The following is a 16,998-nucleotide window of genomic DNA, read 5'->3' as shown; positions in this document are numbered from 1 at the left end:
AGATGAAGGTTCATTAGCCATAGCGGAACAATGGTGTGATAAGACAACCGTCCGTGACAGGACGTCACGGTCGTAAGCACATGGATGTGCGCTTCTGTTGTCGTTCATATCATTGTTCCGAGCAACCTCAAAACTTATGGTGACTTACAATTCCCTTAATGCCTGCATAGGCTCAGCGTTAACAACACGCCAAACAACCCAGCATACGGCAGTCATCACAATACTAACTAAAATCATTGAAAAGAACACTAAGGCATCCCAAGAAAACTCTGGCAATACATTCACTTGTTGTTGGATCAGAAAATAAATCAACGCAGAAACAATAATGGAAAATGAGAATGTCACAATAAGTAAGCCACTGAACTGTGAAAGTGTCTTTTGAAGTAAGCTCTTTCTAGTTGCTCCCGTCGCCATCCGTATTGCCAACTCAAATCGTTTGATTTCGGCAAAGCTGAACGCCATACCAGAGCTGCCAAATGCAGCTAACGCCAGAGTTAAACAAGATAGTGCAATAATGAAATAATATTGGAGACGCTTATCTAGTGTTGCCTTGTAATATTCTTGTTGAACATCAAAAGACTTAACTTTCTCAATATCCGGATGACCATTTTTGATGATTTTTTCGAGTTCAGATACATCAAATGTTTTTCCCTGTGGCAACCTCATAACAAAACTAATATTTGTATGTTCAAATTGGTTAACTGAGTACAGAACCCCAAATTCACCATTAGGTGCATCTCTGGAATAAGTGTTAGCCACCACACCAACGACGATATTACTATTCACTCTGCGACCTAATACCGAATCTAAAGGTTTGCCCTTAGCCAATAATCTTGCAGCCGTTTCATTGATAATTGCAGCGTTCGCTTGGGTATTATATTCATCTTCGGTAATGCTTCGCCCAGCCAAAAGAGGTATCTTAAAATCATTAAAATATGTATCAGAAAAATCCAACCGTTTAAAAGAGTGACTTTGGTTCGACTCTCTATCCATTGAAATTACATACGAATAACTTTGAAAACTATAAGGTGTACTATTAGTTTTTAAGACTTTAATCTCTGGGTATTTTGCATGAACTTGATTAGATAGTTCTCGCCAAATCTGACGATTTTCCTCTACATAATTTTTAACATTTTCATAGTTGTTAATTTCAGGCACTACTCTACTGCTATCATGGAACGTAGCACGTACTATTAATACATTTCCGGCTTCAAAACCTAAATCTCGATACAAATCTTGGTAAGCCGCTTTAGCCAACATGGCCGATGCCGTAAGCACGATTGCCGCTGAGGCTAACTGTAAGACAAAGCTCGCTTTATTTAGCCAAGTTAATTTTGCAGCAGCGACACCTTTATTGCCTGATTTTAAATATTCATAAAAGTTCTTTGCCTTGAAGTGGCTAATCGAAATAACAGAAAACACGAAATTGATAGCCAGAACACTTATCACTGCAACTACAATTGTTTGCCAGTCAATATGAATAAGATGCAGCATTTCAATATTGTTACCACTTATATCTGGCAATAATCGAATTAGCCAAGCAGCACTGATTAAACCAATAATTGCAGAAAGCAAAAAGAGTGGAGTATTTTCACAAAATGCCATTGCCATCAGTTTTACTTTGCTGCTTCCAAGGCTAACTTGAGTCGCCAACTCTTGAGTTCGCTGTTGGTAATGACTAACAAACAGATTCAATAAATTCAAACTAGCCATAAACAGTAAAATTATTACTGTAGCCAACAAAAACAACAGCATATTTTTTTGTTCAAGTAACAGAGTGTTACGGTAATTATCAATACCCTGCACTCGTTGCATTGTCTTGATCATTGCCTCAGGAAAAGTAGTTTCTTCATTTTGCTTTCTAACCTTAAAATACTCATCCCAAAAGGCATTCATATCTGCATCAGTGAACATCTTATTTTGCTTTACAAATAAGGTCTTCCATTCATTCATAAAAGAATTATCTTCAACTCGATGAATGTGATCGGCTAGATGAAAGAATTGCCATACCTGTTGCTGGTGCCTTTTATGTTGTTTAAAGCTAGAAAAATTACTGATCACACCTTTAATCAAAAATGATTGTTTGTCTTTCCCTAGCTTTATACTCTCTCCAATAACACTTTTGCGCCCGTTCAATACGCCCTGCCATAAGCGCTGCGAGATCCATACACCATCAGCACTATTATCTTTATTCGGCAGTTCGCCAAGCAATAATTGCCCACCAACATCTGTGATGAAGTTATCTGTGGCTTCAAGATGAGTCACAGGATAATCAGTGCCTAATACACTGACATTCGAATCTTCTGCTTTAAAGGAGGCAAAGCTACCGTAGCTTTGATATTTCTCAGCCAAATTAGCAAAAGCCACATTACTCATAAAATTAAGTGAAAACCCTGCATTCGCTTTTAATCGAAAATGTAATTTGTACGTGTCTTTTTCATTATGAAGATCGGGCAGCGGTTTAAATATCAAGTTAGTACTTATCGCTACCACAGTTAGCATTGCCGCCAAGGTAAGACTTAATGTAAGTAGCACTGGCAGAGTTAATCTTGGCATGCTAAATAATCTCATCACACCAAGACGCATAGCTCTTAGGTAAAAACTCATGCTACCGCCTCCTGATGTTCGACAATGATTTCACCATCGAATAAACGGACTTGGCGTTTTGCCATACGGCTGTAGCGTTCGTCGTGAGTCACCATCACAATAGTGACACCTTGGTTATTCAGTTCAATTAACTCCTGCATTACCAAATCGCCGTTGTGACTATCTAAGTTTCCTGTTGGTTCGTCGACGAGTAATAACTGTGGTTCACCCACTAAAGCACGAGCAATGGCAACTCTTTGCTGTTGCCCACCAGATAATTGGTTCGGTTTGTGATGCATGTAGTTGTGCATATTGACCGCTGTAAGTTGCTTTTCAACCTCAGCCTTAATGTTTTTGGCTGAAGTCCCTCTATGCTCTAAAGGCAACGCCACATTTTCAAATACGGTAAGGTGATCGATAAGATTAAATGACTGAAAAACATAGCCCACATATTGATTACGAACTTTAGATCGTTGATCAACGTTTAAACTACCAGCATCAATATTCGCTAGTTGATAATGACCTGAAGTTGGCGCATCAAGTAACCCCAATATACTCAAAAGCGTCGATTTACCACAGCCTGATGGACCTGAAATAGAAACGAACTCTCCCTCGTTGATCTTCAAATCGATATTTTTAAGTGCATGAGTTTGAATTTGACCTTGAGTATGGGTTTTGTTTAATTCCCTTAATTCAACTAATGTTTTCATCTTTTATCCTTTTTATTTGATGATTATTTTAGAAAATTCTTGCGCTTGAGATAAGTCGTTAATGGCAATTCGATCACCTTTTTTTACGCCTGATTTGATGATCAATTGATTTTTTGAAAGCTCCCCAAAATGAATCTTGCTTTTTATTAACTCTGACTGTTTGTCACCCATAAAAAACATAGATTGAGTACTAAGTGGGATCATTCCAGGCTGCTGCTTTACAAAAAGTACATTAGATAGCTTTTCAACAAACACATAGCCATCTACGGCTTGTGCGGGACGAATGTTATTAGGTAATGAGGAAGTGATTATGGCTTCGGCTTCAATAAAGCCATTTTTAACAATGGCGCTCAGCTGGCTAATTTCAGCTTTGATTAACTCTGATGAATGACGCATTTCAACGCCAGCACCTAAGTTTACTTTTCCAGATAATCGTTGTGGGATTTTAAGGCTCACCATCAATTCTTTATTCGAACCCACTTTAGCAATGTTTTCACTTTGAGTAAGTTGCTGTCCCAGTTCGATATACAAATGCTGTAATTTGCCTGATATTCCAGCTTTAATTTGTAATTGATTAATTTTATCTTTCAGTAGAGAAATATTTTGTTGCTGTAATTTCACTAGAGCTAATTTTTGTTCAAGCTCCTTTTTATTAATTTCTCTTTGTTTATTCACTCGATAAATATGAAACTGCTTTTGATTCAACAGTTGCTCATGTTTAAGCTGACTTTTTTCTAAATCAATTTTTGCAACAATGCCATGTTGAGCGAGACGATTGTTAGCACTGAGTTCAAGCTCAGCCGCCTTTATCTGATTTTCAATTTCAGATAATCGGGCTTCATTTTCTAATTGTTTATTTTGCTGATTGAGGTCGAAAATTTGATATTCCGATTGAACACGCTGTAAATCAGATTCGGATTGAAGTAACTCTTGTTGTAAATCTGGATTTTCTAATCGGGCAATGACGCTGTTAGGCTCAACATCAGCTCCAGCTTTCAGCAACACTTCAACGACTTTACCACTCGAAGGCGCACTGATAAGTCTTTCATAACGAGAAACAAACTCTCCATGAATCGGCACCATTAATTGGACATCACCTTTCTCAACTTTAACCGTCTTTAATTCTTGCTGTGGAATTGAGGCTTGAGGTTGGTAAACCAACAACAATAAAACGGCTAATAAAGCGAAAGCAAGAACTGTTGTTTGTTTCCAATAACGTTTTAGAAAAAAGGGTTTTGATGATTCAACGTCGATTTTCATGGCTTCTCAATTTTTTAACTTTGAAGCCATATAGAAAGAAGTATGCCAAAAGATAAAATAAAACCATATCAGCCACTTACATCAACACCAAAGAAAACTATATATGATTCCATTCAAATCCGAACAATGGTTGTTCGATTTTGAAACTGAATGAACCAAAAGGAATCATATAAAAAAGCCCAGCTTTTATTACTGGGCTTTGTACTCGCCTTAGGAATTACAGATCATCATCATTAATTCCAAAGTTTCCACAAACTACAACGTCACCTTCTTTTTCACCTTCTAGCTGTTGTTCTATCCCTTTTTTAATTTGTTTGACAGTATTCTTATTAGGGCCTCTTCTTTCAGCTCTAAGTTCTTCAAGCTCTTGTCTCTTTCTTTCAAGCTCTTCTTCTGCTTTTCTAGCTTTCTCTTCCGCTCTTTCAGCATCTTGCATTGATAAGGCAAGCTCATTGGCATCCGGCTCTTGGATATCTTCTAAAATTTGCGAGAAACCTATTTTTACTTCCGACCTTAATTCTTCAACTGTCGGAGGGTTATCCAGTAATGACTTAATAAAATCATTGTTAGGTGTATTATCTAAAAAGCTCTTTATTGAATACCAGCGAGCAAAAGGCCCAACTCCCCATGGGATTTCTATTTTTGGATTTGCACCATATTGAAGTAGTAAATCACATATCTCAACAAACCCTTTTCTAGCTGCTAGGTATAGCGGTAATTTATTAGAGCCCCAATTAGCATTCGGATTTGCACCGTGATTTAATAACGACTCGACCAAGGCTTTATTACCATGCATACAAGCAAGACTTAAAGGAGTATGGTTATCTTTACCTTTGGTATTTATCGCATCCTTTCGGGCTTGCAAAGTTGATTCAGAGTAAACCGCCGCTCCAATACATCGTATAGTAGCATCCAACATTTGCAGGGCGAGTTCTGTTCGATTAGAACGACAAGCACAAGATAATGCTGAATCTCCTTGTTTGTTAACAATAAAGGGATTTGCACTATGGCGTCGCATCATTGTTTTCAAATATTGCTCTTTTATTTTATTTCCTTTTACCGCAAGGCTAAATACAGTATCCCCATTTTTATCTTGCCACGTGAGATCTATGCCTTGCTCAACAAGCATCTCTAGTTGTTCCTGTTGACCTTTTAACGCTGGTGTAAATGCTTGCTTCGTTCGTTGATATCCATAATCTATTGATTTGGTTAATGCTTGCACCCACTCATATCCTGCTGTATGAGGACTTGGCGCTTTCATTAAATCTTCTTTGGGATTATCCTCACTCAAAAACTCTTGAGTTTTATGTTCTTGCGACACCTTAAGCATATACTCAAGTGCTTTAGGCACTTCCCCCTCTTTGGTGGGAGGAATAAAAGTCACAATCACACACTGTCCATTAGTATCATGCAACCTAGAAAGAGTAGAAGTATTAATATCTCCGGCTTTTAAATCAATCCGTTCTATTGTCCCTACTTCTATTTCTACAGGGCCCATTGCAGCAGCCATAACGTGCTCCAGATATAAAAAATCAATTAGTTAAAGGTTAGACCAGCTGGATACTAAATATCGCATACATGGAAAACCTTTAATTTATTGATAATGTTTGAAGAATATTTATTGGTTTTTACACTCAAGATTCAATACACTGCGCACGATTCAACTCTAGAGAAGCTTTATGAAGATTTTCACCTACCAACCACCAGCCGTTCCTTGGCTGGATATTCGCTATCAAGATAATTCGATTGTAGTCATTAACAAACCGTCAGGTTTATTATCTAACCCCGGAAAGGCTACGCATACTTTTGATAGTGCGATTACTCGTCTTCAACAGCTCTTTCCAAGTGCGATTTTGGTTCATCGACTGGATTGTGATACTTCCGGAGTCATGGTCTTTGCTTTAACTAAGCAAGCTGAATCTCATTTGAAAACTCAATTTCAAAATAAAACCACAGAAAAAGAATATATTGCTGAAATTACTGGAAAGTTGACAAAAAAATCAGGCGTTATTGATGCAAAATTAGTTGCTGATAAAAGCAACCCACCTTATCAAAAAATCAGTAAGGACGGTAAAACTGCGGTTACTCACTATGAAATTTTATTTGAACAAGGAAGGTCTTCTTTGATCAAACTGAAACCCGAAACAGGACGAACCCATCAACTGAGAGTTCATATGCTGGCAATCGGTCACCCTATTTTAGGCGACGAATTTTATGCTGACGATAAAGTAAAATCTGAAAGAAACCGTTTAAGCCTACATGCTCAGCGGTTAACCTTTACTCACCCTGTTTCAAATAAAGTGATGAGCTTTTACAGTAAACATCCGTTCTAGGAACTTATGTTTGTATCGCTCGGAACGGGTCATCTTTTATAAAAAGGTCACTATAACATGATAGATCTATACACAGCTGCAACACCAAACGGTTTTAAAATTTCTATTGCTTTAGAGGAAATGGGCTTAGATTATCAGGTACATCACCTTGATTTAATGGCTAACGAACAAAAGCAACCTGAGTTTTTAGCGATTAACCCTAATGGACGGATCCCTGCCATTATTGACCGAGATAATGATAATTTTACGGTATTTGAATCAGGCGCAATCTTAATTTACCTAGCCGAAAAGACGGGTAAGTTTTACCCTGAAGATCCTAAAAGGCGTTCTCAAGTATTACAGTGGCTAATGTTTCAAATGGGCGGAGTGGGACCAATGATGGGACAAGCCAATGTGTTCCACCGTTACTTCCCTGAAAAAATTCCAGCCGCTATTGAGCGCTATCAAAACGAAGGTCGACGTTTATTTGAAGTCATGAATACTCAACTGGCAACCAATCAATATCTAGCTGGTGATGAATATACCATTGCAGATATAGCAACCTGGCCTTGGGTTCGTATTCATGAGTGGAGTGGTGTACAAATCGAAGGCTTGAAACATTTACAACGCTGGGTTGACGAGTTAGCGGAGCGACCAGCTTGCCAAAAAGGGATTGTCACTCCTCCGCCATCAGAGCTTTCAGATGAAGAGCGAGCCAAGCAAATCCAAAAGATGGTAACAAAATAGCGACCATCTTTTGTTGATTTACCTAACCTGCTTGTAGCGCTTTGATATAAGCAGGTCGACTTTGAACCCTTTCTAAATAAGCCAGTGTGTGTGACTTGTCACTTAAAAGCCCAATTTTCTTAGCGACACTTAAAACAAAAGTCATCATTATGTCTGCCGCAGTGAATTCATTACCCGCAAAGTAAGGTGAAGCTTTTAATGTATCTTCGATATAAGAAAAATCTAACCCTACTTCTTTGGCAATATAACCATCCATTGGCTGATTTCCATCACGTGTTTCCATTTGCATAAATAGCGTCGAAATTACAGGTAAACTCAACGAGCCTTCTGCAAAATGCAACCATTCCAGATAACGATAGTATTCGCAGAATCCAGTCGCTGGACGAAGCCTATCCTCTACATCCTTATTTAAAATGTACTCCATGATCGCTCCTGATTCACATAGCGTGATATCACCGTCGATAATAACTGGAGCTTTAGCAAGAGGATGAACTTTTTTCAGGCTTTCTGGTGCCAATCGGGTTTGTGGATCACGCTGATGCTTAACTAACTCATAAGGCATATTGAGTTCTTCTAATAACCAAATAACTCGGCTAGAGCGAGATTCGTTAAGGTGATGAACAGTAATCATAATTGTATTTCCCTAACTACTCTGAAATATGCTTTATTAATTTTTGAGCAACAAGCTCTGAACTCGCTGGGTTTTGGCCAGATATAATCAAACCATCTTGGACAGCCAAAGGATGCCAGTCGTCCACTTTTTGATAGTCTGCACCACGCTTAACAAGTTCATCTTCTAATAAAAAAGGTACAATTTCAGTTAATTGTACTGCTGCTTCTTCTGTATTGGTGAAACCTGATACCGCCTTACCTGTAATGATATATTCACCAGAAGAATCTTTTACGTTTAACAGTGCTGCGGTTGCATGGCATACTGCTGCCACAGGCTTGTTGCCACTTAAAAACTGCTCGATTAATACAATGGAATCTGTATTTTCAGTTAAATCCCATAAAGGACCATGGCCTCCCGGATAAAACACAGCGTCAAAATCCGCTGCTTTTATTTCATTCAACTTACAGGTGTTGGCAACGGCTTGCTTAGCAAGGTCATCTTTTTCAAAGCGACGTGTTGAATCTGTTTGAAAATCCTCGAGCTCACTTTTGGGATCAATTGGGGATTGTCCACCTTTTGGAGACGCTAAAACCACATCGAAACCAGCGTCGAGAAATTGATAATATGGTGCTGCAAACTCCTCTACCCAGAACCCTGTTTTTTCTCCTGACTTTCCTAACTTAGAATGAGAAGTTAAGACCATTAGAATACGTTTAGTGTTGACCATTGTTAGATACCGTTAAGTGGTTTACAAAATCGAATAACAACGAGTTTATATCAACATATTGAATTGCATAATGCAGAGTTATTGAGTTACTTTGTATCAAAAATTAATACAATGGCAGATAAACCATGAACGTTTCATTTGAGCAATTAAAAAGTATGGTGGTTTTTGCTCAGGTGGTTGAGCAAGGTACATTAAGTGCCGCCGCTAAACAGTTGGGACTATCTAGAGCGGTAGTGAGTTACCATATAAAAAAGCTGGAATCGCATTTAGGGCTGAAATTACTTAACCGTTCTACACGCACCATTTCCCAGACTGACGCGGGTAAAGAATATTTTCAGCATTGCAAAATCATTTCTACTCAAGCATCGACTGCCAACCAGCATATGGAAAACCTAAAGCAAGAACCTATTGGCCTGATAAAAATCACCTGCCCCGTCAATATCGGGCTTCAAGTCATTGTTCCGGCTTTGAGTCAATTTAGAAATTTATATCCTAAGATTGAATTGGATGTAAGGCTATCAGATAAAGTAGAAAATATTATCAAGGAAGGGTTTGATTTAGCCATCAGAGGAGCGCCTCTGATTGACTCATCTTTGCAAGCAACAAAACTTTCCACATTAGAAACCTGTTTATGTGCATCGCCTGAATATCTATCGAAGCATAGTAAGCCTAGCCACCCAACCGAATTAAACCAACATCAATGGGTTATATATAATCAGAGTTCGAATACGTTAGAAATATCTAAAGGCAGTCGCTCCTATAGTATTCAAATAAAAGGAAGTATTCAGACCAACAATGCTTCAGCCAGAACAGCATTTGTAGAAGGTGGGCACGGGCTTGCTAAAATTCCTATCTATGACGCTAAAGAAAAGATAGCCAATGGCACCTTAGTACAAGTATTAGACGACTATAAAATGAAACCGATACATGTTTATGGAGTATTCCCTCCTGGGAATGCGAATGCTAAAAAACTCAGGTTATTAATTGATTTTTTAAAGCGTTACTTTGCAAATCATGTCAGGTAGCTCGATTGCCTATAATTGGTTGAACGTATTTATAAGAACTTCCTCTTTCTCACAATATCACTCAGCCAAATAGCACCAGTGAACGAAAATAGTAGGACAGTGAGTCCGAAAAGTATGATCAGCCAATGGTTAAAACCTCCAGAATTGGCATAATCCATAAAGTGCAACTTAAACATTAGATCTCTTAAGCGTCGATCATCATTAACATGTGCGATGACTTGCCCTGTCACTGAGTTCACATACACATTGGTACTATTCGGGTCATTTAACTGAACTTGCCATACAGAATTTTGTTGTTTAGGTAATTCAGAAATGGGTGGTTTAAGAAGCTCTGAATGTTGAATCGCAACTTGTCCCTGATAGGACTTTAACGCTATCACTCTGACCTTTGCTTCAGACAGTGTATAAGGCTTACCTGTTTTCGCATTAAGCAGTGATAGACGCTGCTTTTGATAAGCGTGTGGTTGGCTATGATGAACAATTAAATAATAAGGCTGCTGCAAAATTCCTATCAATTTTATGGTTTCTGCATCTTTTATTTTTAACTTGGAAATCGGAAATAGTTTTTGTTCTTTTATAGAGAAACCTTGTTGCACTTGCTGACGATGTTCATTTCCACTGGCTTTAGTTGAGTCCATCAGATTGAAATATAAACCTGTACCCAACCAGATGATCAGCTGTAAACCAACGACTAAAGATAGCCATTTATGCCACTTTTTACTTAAACGGCTTAAATTCATAATCTTACCTTTTTGGATTTAAGCAGCCTATGATATGTCAATACTGCTCCCGTCAAAGCAGCTAACATACCTAAAGTCGTCACCAATAACAGAAACCAATTACTGACATTCCCACCATCGTCATAGTCCATGATGTGAAAGCGCCACATCCAATCAAATATACGCCAGTAACTATGACGCTTAGTCACGATTTTTCCTGTTTGTTGGCTAATATAAAAGGTCGGTGATGAAAAATGATCAAATTTAATTTGCCAAACGGGAAGGTACCGAGGTGAAAGTTCAGAAGGAATTTGTGAACGCTCTGATAGTAATTTAACGTCTTTTATAGGATGAGAATACCGATAGGCCGATTCAGCAATATTGATTGCTTGTTGCTGATCAACTTTGGATAGTATCTTTCCAGTTTCGGCGTCAACTAAAATACTATGTCTAGTTGGTGCCAATAAGGTTAACTGATAGACGAGCTTTCCTAGTACAGGGCGTAATTCTATTTCTTTAGCTTTTGGATATTGGCGTAAAAGATCGTTGATGGAATATCTAACATCTTGAGTTTGAATGTCATAGGGCTCAGTTTCTTGTAATGATTCCCCATGAATATAATGAATATCCAAACTCACCATATACACGCCTGTAATTGACCATATCACAAATTGAATACCAACCAGTATCATTAACCATTTATGGTAGCGCCGAGCTATTTTTGTTTTCATTCCTTATTCTCGTCAAAGTATAAATGCATCTAACTTTCAACCACACCTACTTTCCTTTTGCAATAAAGCTCCTAAATGCTCTCCTTGCTTCATCGTTATTGTCAAGGGTGTAATAGCTAAACCCTAAAAAGCTATACCTGTAAACAAAAGGATCTTCAAAGTTTGAATACGTCGTCCTTACTTTTCCCTTGGTAACGTTAAGAGAATGAGTGTCAGACCGGTTAAGAGCACCGATAAAGTCTCTTAACTGTCCCTGAGAAGGATTAAGATTCACGCTCACTATTTATACTCCTACATTGTTGTCTAAATACTCTATTATGCTTACATAACCCACTCCAATTTGTATATTTTTATTCTATTTTTTTAGGCTTTTATTCAGAAATGGAACGCTATATGATTATCTTACGAGGCAGAGTATCTCAGAACGGAATATGTAACTAATAAAATACGGAACAATATAGTGCTACTCATAGAAGAATTATTAAAACGTTTTAGCTCATTCATGTGGGGAACGCCCCTTCTTACCCTACTTTTAGGTGGCGGCCTTTTCTTTATGATCTACTCAAGATTTCTGCCTTATCGACTATTCCCTCATGCCATTAGTATATTGCTAGGAAAGTACGATAAGCCTGATGATAAAGGAGAAATAAACCACTATGAAGCACTTTCGTCTTCTATTGCAGCAACAGTAGGTATGGGCAATATTGGTGGCGTCGCTATTGCTATTGCTACCGGAGGGCCCGGCGCCATCTTCTGGATGTGGGTTTGTGCTTTCCTCGGAATTGCCACCAAGTTTTTTACCTGCACGCTCTCTGTAATGTATAGGCGTACCCTTCCCAATGGGCATGTTGAGGGTGGCCCCATGTATATCATTACTGAAGGGCTAGGGAAAAAATGGAAACCGCTAGCTTTACTATTTGCGGTAGCTGGGCTTATGGGTACTTGGCCAATTTATCAATCTAATCAGCTAACTCAATTAATTAGAGACTTGGTGATTTTACCCAACGGCTCCTTTGCTCAGGATGAATTGCTGTATATCAACTTAGGCATTGGCTTGATGATAGCCACAATGGCTGCAACAGTGATTTTGGGTGGACTGGAAAGAATCGCCAAAGTTGCTGGCAAGCTGGTTCCGTTTATGGTCTTGCTTTACCTCTGCTTGGGCCTGATGGTATTGATTGAAAACTACAACTTAGTTGGCAGTACATTTTCTTTGATTTTCAAAGATGCCTTCGATGCTGAGGCGGTATTGGGTGGATCTCTTGGAGCGATTATCATTATCGGTGCTCAACGAGCGGCGTTTTCTAATGAAGCAGGTATAGGAACAGCACCAATGATGCATGGCGATGCAAAAACCAATGAGCCTCTCCAAGAAGGTTTAGTGGCTATGATTGGGCCGTTTATTGATACTATCGTCATTTGCACTATTACTGCACTCATCATAATTATCACTGGAGTTTGGTCAGAATCTTCTGCTAACGGTGTGACATTAACGGCGCATGCCTTTAATAAAGCTTTTCCAGTTATGGGTTCAGCTGCCCTTATTATTTGTGTTTTGGTATTTTCCCTGTCGACTATTTTCACTTTTTCCTATTATGGCACTAAATGTTTTGCTTTTATTTTTGGTGATAAATATAAACACTATTACAACTACTTTTACCTTGTGGCGATTGTCTTAGGTTCGGTATTTTCATTGGGAGCTGTTATTAATCTTATTGATGGTTCATATGCACTAATGGCTATTCCTACCATTATTTCATCAGTATTATTAGCACCAAAAGTTAAAGCTCACATGCTGGATTATTATCATAGGTACAAATCAGGTGAGATAAAGAAACATACATGATCTCCTTGATTGTAGAACGGGCGGCTTGTTTGTTAGAATCCGCCCTCCAATTATATTGACCTGTGACTTGCTATGACCTCCTCTGCTCTAATTGCTGACTCTGGTATTCAAAAACGTGCCTTAAGTTATGCTATGACCATCCACCGACTGTTTTTTGAAGTCATGGAAAGCAAGCAACCTGCTGATAATATTCTTGCCAACTATTTTCGCGAACATAAAAAGCATGGCTCTAAAGATCGCCGTATCATTCGCGAGACATTTTTTGGGCTGTTTCGTTGGTGGGGTTGGATAAATCAACTGCAACCGACCTCTCAACAAGAGGTTGATTCTGATTGGCTAAAAGCATTAGTGCAAACAGCATCATTTGAACAACATACTTGGCTACCTATTATTAATGCTTGGACTGAAATGGCAGGCATTCCTGAATCAATGCTAGAAAAAGCTCGAGCACAAGATTCAGCATTAAACTGTGCTCGTATTTTTGAGCCCCAAATAACATTAAGCTTAACTCAGCTGCTTCCAGAATCATTTTGGCAGAACCTTAAGGGCAATGCCGACCAAAGTGAATTATTGGCGGAGGTGATGCAAACACGACCTCCGATTTGGGCTCGTTCTCAGGGTATTAACCACCAGCAAGTTGTTGATTCACTTATTGCTGAAAACGTGGATGTTGTTGATAGTCAATACTTTGCGAGTGCACTTAGTTTGGGAGAGAAAAGCCTTAACTTAAGCCAGTTAACATTATATAAACAAGGAAAGCTTGAAATCCAAGATCTTGCCTCTCAAGTGATCGGAGAGGTTTGTCAACCTAAGCCCAACGAACAATGGTGGGATGCATGCTCAGGCGCTGGCGGTAAGGCACTTCAATTACAATCACTTCGTAACGATCAAGGTCAATTAATCGCTTCTGATATTCGCTTAAATGCTCTTTCAGAATTAAGAAAGCGTGCAACTAAAGCTAAGTTCAAAAACATAAAAGTTAAGCCTTGGGTAAGTGAAACTTTACCGGTTTCAGTACAAACGTTTGATGGTGTGCTCGTTGATGCTCCATGTTCTTGTACGGGTACTTGGCGCCGTAACCCAGATATGCGTTGGACGGATGATTTATCAAATTTAAAGACGATTAGCAGTCTGCAATTGGATATCCTTACTCGCAGCGCAGAAGCCGTAAAGATAGGTGGAAAACTAGTATATGCAACGTGTTCATTGCTTCCTCAAGAAAATGAACAAGTAGTAAGAGCCTTCCTTGAACAAAGCCCTGAATTTGAACTTACTCCTATCGTTCATCCATTTACTCAGGTTCAACAAGATATGCTGACAATCATGCCTTACGAAGCCAACTCTGACGGAATGTTTGTCGCGGTAATGAAACGCCCTAAATAAAGCGTGATCAATGTCACGCTAAACTTCCCTCTAACCTTTATGCTTAAACAGCAATAATCAAAACTAAGGGAAAAACAAACTTAACATGATGTGAGTGATTATACAGACCAGTCAAAATTAGAGGGGAATGTATATGATTTCGATGGGCAAAAAAAACCTTGCCAAGCTTCTTATTTCGCTTGGCTTTTTATCAGCATCAGCTTGGGCAAGCTCAAGCACTCTACAATCAGACATAATTCAATCTGGGGATGGATATCAACTTAAGTCCATTACCTTTGAAGCACCTTTTCAAAGCCAAGCTCAAACCAACGAGTATTACTTTATCACTTCACCCCAAGGTGCTTTAAACGCAAGCAATGACGCTGGGCTACCAGCCAAAGAACGGGATGAAGTGATACAGGAATTGAAGCAAGGAGCATTAGCACTGTGCAATGCTAAACAGAACTGCCAATCACAAACAAAAGATGCTTACCCACTCATTGTTATTGATAAAGGGTTAGCTCAATTTGATGATAATGCGTCCAACCAGCAAATTAATCAGTATTTACAACAACGAGGGTTACTCCAATTCCGCCAGCAAGCTTTGGCCATTGGTGGAGATCAATATAGTTGCAATCATACAACCCATGATCATAAATCCTTTGGTAAGCACTTGTACTTTCCTATCAGTCATTCAGATTCAATAAACAAAGGCCCCTTCACTTTTGGCTACAACATTGACGGTAATGCGGATGTAAATGCATCAGCTACAGTGGGTTATGACTTTAAAAGCAAGCTCTGCGTCCCTTACAAGGTAGAAATCACCAACCTTGATGCCAACGCTGACTTTTTAGTCAACGGGAATATTCAATTAATTGGACAAGCTGGAGGCTCAATTCCAAGCCGAGATATAACCCTTTTTGATGGTTCTATCGCCAATGGAGTGTTTGCAGTGGGCCCTATCCCTGTTCAATATGACTTTCATCTACCTTTTACCGCAGGCACTGGAGATATTAATTACAACTTAACTGGAAAAGTCAGCTTTAAAAAAGACCTCAACATTACTGGCAGTTACGAATTTACATGTACCAATTCATCCTGCAAAAAAATTAAAGGTGAATTTTCTGACAACGGTACATTCACGTCTAACAGTATTGCCTACGAGTTAAAAGCCACTGCAAGCGCTGAACCTAATTTAGCAATATCGGTAAAAGCAGGCGTTTATGCTGATGCTATTTGGGCAAAAGTCGGGGCTAAAGGAAAAACACCTTTAGGGTTTGAGGGATATATAGGCAACAATTGCGGTAAAGATGCTAACTCTAATTTTGCCCATAAACTTGGTGACTCACAATTGACTAAGCTCGCAATCATAGATGCAAAAGCCAAAGCTAGCGCTTATGCTGAAGGTCATGGGTTTAACCATATGGATTGGTCACTACTTGATACTCCCACTCATTACATCGACTTGTTAAACCCTAGCAATGCATTTTCACCATTACTAACGGTAACGTCATCATCTAAAGACGCAACGGTTGATGTAGGCATTCGCTCATGTGTTTCTGATATTGACAGTACTTATCAGAACTTCACTTATAACTGGGGCGATGGCACAACGGGCAATATCAGTAACGTGCAACAAGGTGAAATGATCAAACATACATACGATCAACCGGGAACCTACACGGTAACAGTTACCCATCAAAATGGCGCAGCAAGCAGTTCTCAGATAGACATTAAGTAATCGTATTTTGTTATCACAGCGTATAAACTAGCCCTAAATACATTCAAAGGGCTAGTTTATGAAACCTTCCATTTATCAATTTTCAGCGTTAGATATCACAGGTAAAGAGGTTGCTCTTTCTGACTACTCAGAACAAGTTGTATTGATTGTAAATACTGCGAGTAAATGTGGATTCACTCCCCAATATAAGGGTTTGGAAGCATTGTACAACAGTTATAAAGAGCAAGGTTTTACAGTCCTTGGTTTCCCTTGCAATCAATTTGGACAACAAGAAAAAGGTTCTGAATCTGAAATTGCAGAATTTTGTGAACTCAACTTTGGCGTGACTTTTCCACTGTTTTCAAAAATTGATGTCAATGGTGATAACACTCACCCTCTCTATCAATTTCTGAAGAAAGAGGCCAAAGGGGTGCTTGGTACACAGAAAATCAAATGGAATTTCACTAAATTTTTAGTCAATAAAAAAGGGCAAGTTGTTCAACGTTATAGCCCTACAACTAAACCAGAACAGATTGAGAATGACATCAAAAAGTTATTAAGCTGAAGAAATTTGAAAAATTTTTTATTTTTTTAAATTTTTTGGGAACCTTTTTAAAAAGGTCCGGTCTTATCTAGTGAA

Annotated in this window: 15 protein-coding genes; 7 read left to right on the top strand and 8 right to left on the bottom strand. The window is 38.8% G+C overall.

The features are described 5' to 3' along the window. Positions 1–144: 144 nt before the first annotated feature. The 4 genes from E2H97_RS06190 to E2H97_RS06175 all read right to left on the bottom strand — a co-directional run bounded on the left by E2H97_RS06190 (position 145) and on the right by E2H97_RS06175 (position 6,066). Positions 145–2,607, bottom strand: coding sequence for an ABC transporter permease (locus E2H97_RS06190; protein WP_133406329.1), 2,463 nt, complete (start codon positions 2,605–2,607; stop codon positions 145–147). After that, on the bottom strand, positions 2,604–3,296 hold the full coding sequence (locus E2H97_RS06185) for an ABC transporter ATP-binding protein (protein ID WP_133406328.1): 693 nt from the start codon (positions 3,294–3,296) through the stop codon (positions 2,604–2,606). The genes E2H97_RS06190 and E2H97_RS06185 overlap by 4 nt, the downstream gene beginning before the upstream one ends. 12 nt (positions 3,297–3,308) lie before the next feature. Next, positions 3,309–4,556 (bottom strand): efflux RND transporter periplasmic adaptor subunit, encoded by a 1,248-nt coding sequence (locus tag E2H97_RS06180; RefSeq protein ID WP_133406327.1) that lies wholly within the window; start codon positions 4,554–4,556, stop codon positions 3,309–3,311. Between the two features lie 217 nt (positions 4,557–4,773). Continuing rightward, the gene (locus E2H97_RS06175) at positions 4,774–6,066 is read right to left on the bottom strand and encodes an ankyrin repeat domain-containing protein (protein ID WP_133406326.1); all 1,293 of its coding nucleotides are present in this window, start codon (positions 6,064–6,066) and stop codon (positions 4,774–4,776) included. Positions 6,067–6,235: 169 nt separating this feature from the next. Between E2H97_RS06175 and E2H97_RS06170 the strand changes: the two genes are divergently transcribed. Together E2H97_RS06170 and E2H97_RS06165 are read left to right on the top strand one after the other, a co-directional pair. Further along, positions 6,236–6,889 carry an RluA family pseudouridine synthase gene (locus E2H97_RS06170; protein WP_133406325.1) on the top strand — a complete coding sequence of 218 codons (654 nt, stop codon included), beginning with the start codon at positions 6,236–6,238 and terminating at the stop codon, positions 6,887–6,889. A 57-nt stretch (positions 6,890–6,946) separates the two neighbouring features. Beyond that, the gene (locus E2H97_RS06165; protein ID WP_133406324.1) at positions 6,947–7,615 is read left to right on the top strand and encodes a glutathione S-transferase family protein; all 669 of its coding nucleotides are present in this window, start codon (positions 6,947–6,949) and stop codon (positions 7,613–7,615) included. 22 nt (positions 7,616–7,637) lie between these two features. Here E2H97_RS06165 and E2H97_RS06160 read toward each other — a convergent pair whose 3' ends face one another. Beyond that, positions 7,638–8,246, bottom strand: coding sequence for a glutathione S-transferase family protein (locus E2H97_RS06160; protein ID WP_133406323.1), 609 nt, complete (start codon positions 8,244–8,246; stop codon positions 7,638–7,640). Between the two features lie 16 nt (positions 8,247–8,262). Then, a complete protein-coding gene (locus E2H97_RS06155; RefSeq protein ID WP_133406322.1) occupies positions 8,263–8,955 on the bottom strand; it encodes a type 1 glutamine amidotransferase domain-containing protein in 693 nt (230 codons plus the stop codon). A gap of 125 nt (positions 8,956–9,080) precedes the next feature. On the opposite strand from E2H97_RS06155, the gene E2H97_RS06150 reads away from it, so the two are divergent. Beyond that, a complete protein-coding gene (locus tag E2H97_RS06150) occupies positions 9,081–9,980 on the top strand; it encodes a LysR family transcriptional regulator (RefSeq protein WP_133406321.1) in 900 nt (299 codons plus the stop codon). 29 nt (positions 9,981–10,009) lie between these two features. Here E2H97_RS06150 and E2H97_RS06145 read toward each other — a convergent pair whose 3' ends face one another. Continuing rightward, positions 10,010–10,720, bottom strand: a complete 711-nt coding sequence (locus tag E2H97_RS06145; protein ID WP_133406320.1) for a PepSY domain-containing protein — start codon at positions 10,718–10,720, stop codon at positions 10,010–10,012. Next, the gene (locus E2H97_RS06140) at positions 10,717–11,430 is read right to left on the bottom strand and encodes a PepSY domain-containing protein (RefSeq protein ID WP_133406319.1); all 714 of its coding nucleotides are present in this window, start codon (positions 11,428–11,430) and stop codon (positions 10,717–10,719) included. Before E2H97_RS06140 ends, E2H97_RS06145 begins: the two co-directional genes overlap by 4 nt. 460 nt (positions 11,431–11,890) lie before the next feature. On the opposite strand from E2H97_RS06140, the gene E2H97_RS06135 reads away from it, so the two are divergent. The 4 genes from E2H97_RS06135 (at position 11,891) to E2H97_RS06120 (ending at position 16,923) form a co-directional block, all read left to right on the top strand. Then, entirely contained in the window at positions 11,891–13,276 is a 1,386-nt protein-coding gene (locus E2H97_RS06135) for an alanine/glycine:cation symporter family protein (protein ID WP_246029062.1), read from the top strand. A 72-nt stretch (positions 13,277–13,348) separates the two neighbouring features. Beyond that, on the top strand, positions 13,349–14,659 hold the full coding sequence (locus E2H97_RS06130; RefSeq protein WP_133406318.1) for an RsmB/NOP family class I SAM-dependent RNA methyltransferase: 1,311 nt from the start codon (positions 13,349–13,351) through the stop codon (positions 14,657–14,659). 133 nt (positions 14,660–14,792) lie between these two features. Further along, a complete protein-coding gene (locus E2H97_RS06125; RefSeq protein ID WP_170308253.1) occupies positions 14,793–16,379 on the top strand; it encodes a PKD domain-containing protein in 1,587 nt (528 codons plus the stop codon). 58 nt (positions 16,380–16,437) lie between these two features. Beyond that, complete coding sequence (locus E2H97_RS06120) at positions 16,438–16,923, top strand: glutathione peroxidase (protein WP_133406316.1); 486 nt, start codon at positions 16,438–16,440, stop codon at positions 16,921–16,923. Positions 16,924–16,998 lie beyond the last annotated feature (75 nt).

The organism is Parashewanella tropica, from assembly GCF_004358445.1.
GTDB lineage: Bacteria > Pseudomonadota > Gammaproteobacteria > Enterobacterales > Shewanellaceae > Parashewanella > Parashewanella tropica.
This window is presented reverse-complemented; position numbering and strand designations above follow the sequence as displayed.

Coding starts and splice junctions, on each gene's coding strand:
- E2H97_RS06190 (WP_133406329.1), bottom strand. CDS start 2,607: ATGAGTTTTTACCTAAGAGCTATGCGTCTTGGTGTGATGAGATTATTT.
- E2H97_RS06175 (WP_133406326.1), bottom strand. CDS start 6,066: ATGGCTGCTGCAATGGGCCCTGTAGAAATAGAAGTAGGGACAATAGAA.
- E2H97_RS06130 (WP_133406318.1), top strand. CDS start 13,349: ATGACCTCCTCTGCTCTAATTGCTGACTCTGGTATTCAAAAACGTGCC.
- E2H97_RS06170 (WP_133406325.1), top strand. CDS start 6,236: ATGAAGATTTTCACCTACCAACCACCAGCCGTTCCTTGGCTGGATATT.
- E2H97_RS06160 (WP_133406323.1), bottom strand. CDS start 8,246: ATGATTACTGTTCATCACCTTAACGAATCTCGCTCTAGCCGAGTTATT.
- E2H97_RS06185 (WP_133406328.1), bottom strand. CDS start 3,296: ATGAAAACATTAGTTGAATTAAGGGAATTAAACAAAACCCATACTCAA.
- E2H97_RS06165 (WP_133406324.1), top strand. CDS start 6,947: ATGATAGATCTATACACAGCTGCAACACCAAACGGTTTTAAAATTTCT.
- E2H97_RS06180 (WP_133406327.1), bottom strand. CDS start 4,556: ATGAAAATCGACGTTGAATCATCAAAACCCTTTTTTCTAAAACGTTAT.
- E2H97_RS06125 (WP_170308253.1), top strand. CDS start 14,793: ATGATTTCGATGGGCAAAAAAAACCTTGCCAAGCTTCTTATTTCGCTT.
- E2H97_RS06155 (WP_133406322.1), bottom strand. CDS start 8,955: ATGGTCAACACTAAACGTATTCTAATGGTCTTAACTTCTCATTCTAAG.
- E2H97_RS06140 (WP_133406319.1), bottom strand. CDS start 11,430: ATGAAAACAAAAATAGCTCGGCGCTACCATAAATGGTTAATGATACTG.
- E2H97_RS06120 (WP_133406316.1), top strand. CDS start 16,438: ATGAAACCTTCCATTTATCAATTTTCAGCGTTAGATATCACAGGTAAA.
- E2H97_RS06150 (WP_133406321.1), top strand. CDS start 9,081: ATGAACGTTTCATTTGAGCAATTAAAAAGTATGGTGGTTTTTGCTCAG.
- E2H97_RS06145 (WP_133406320.1), bottom strand. CDS start 10,720: ATGAATTTAAGCCGTTTAAGTAAAAAGTGGCATAAATGGCTATCTTTA.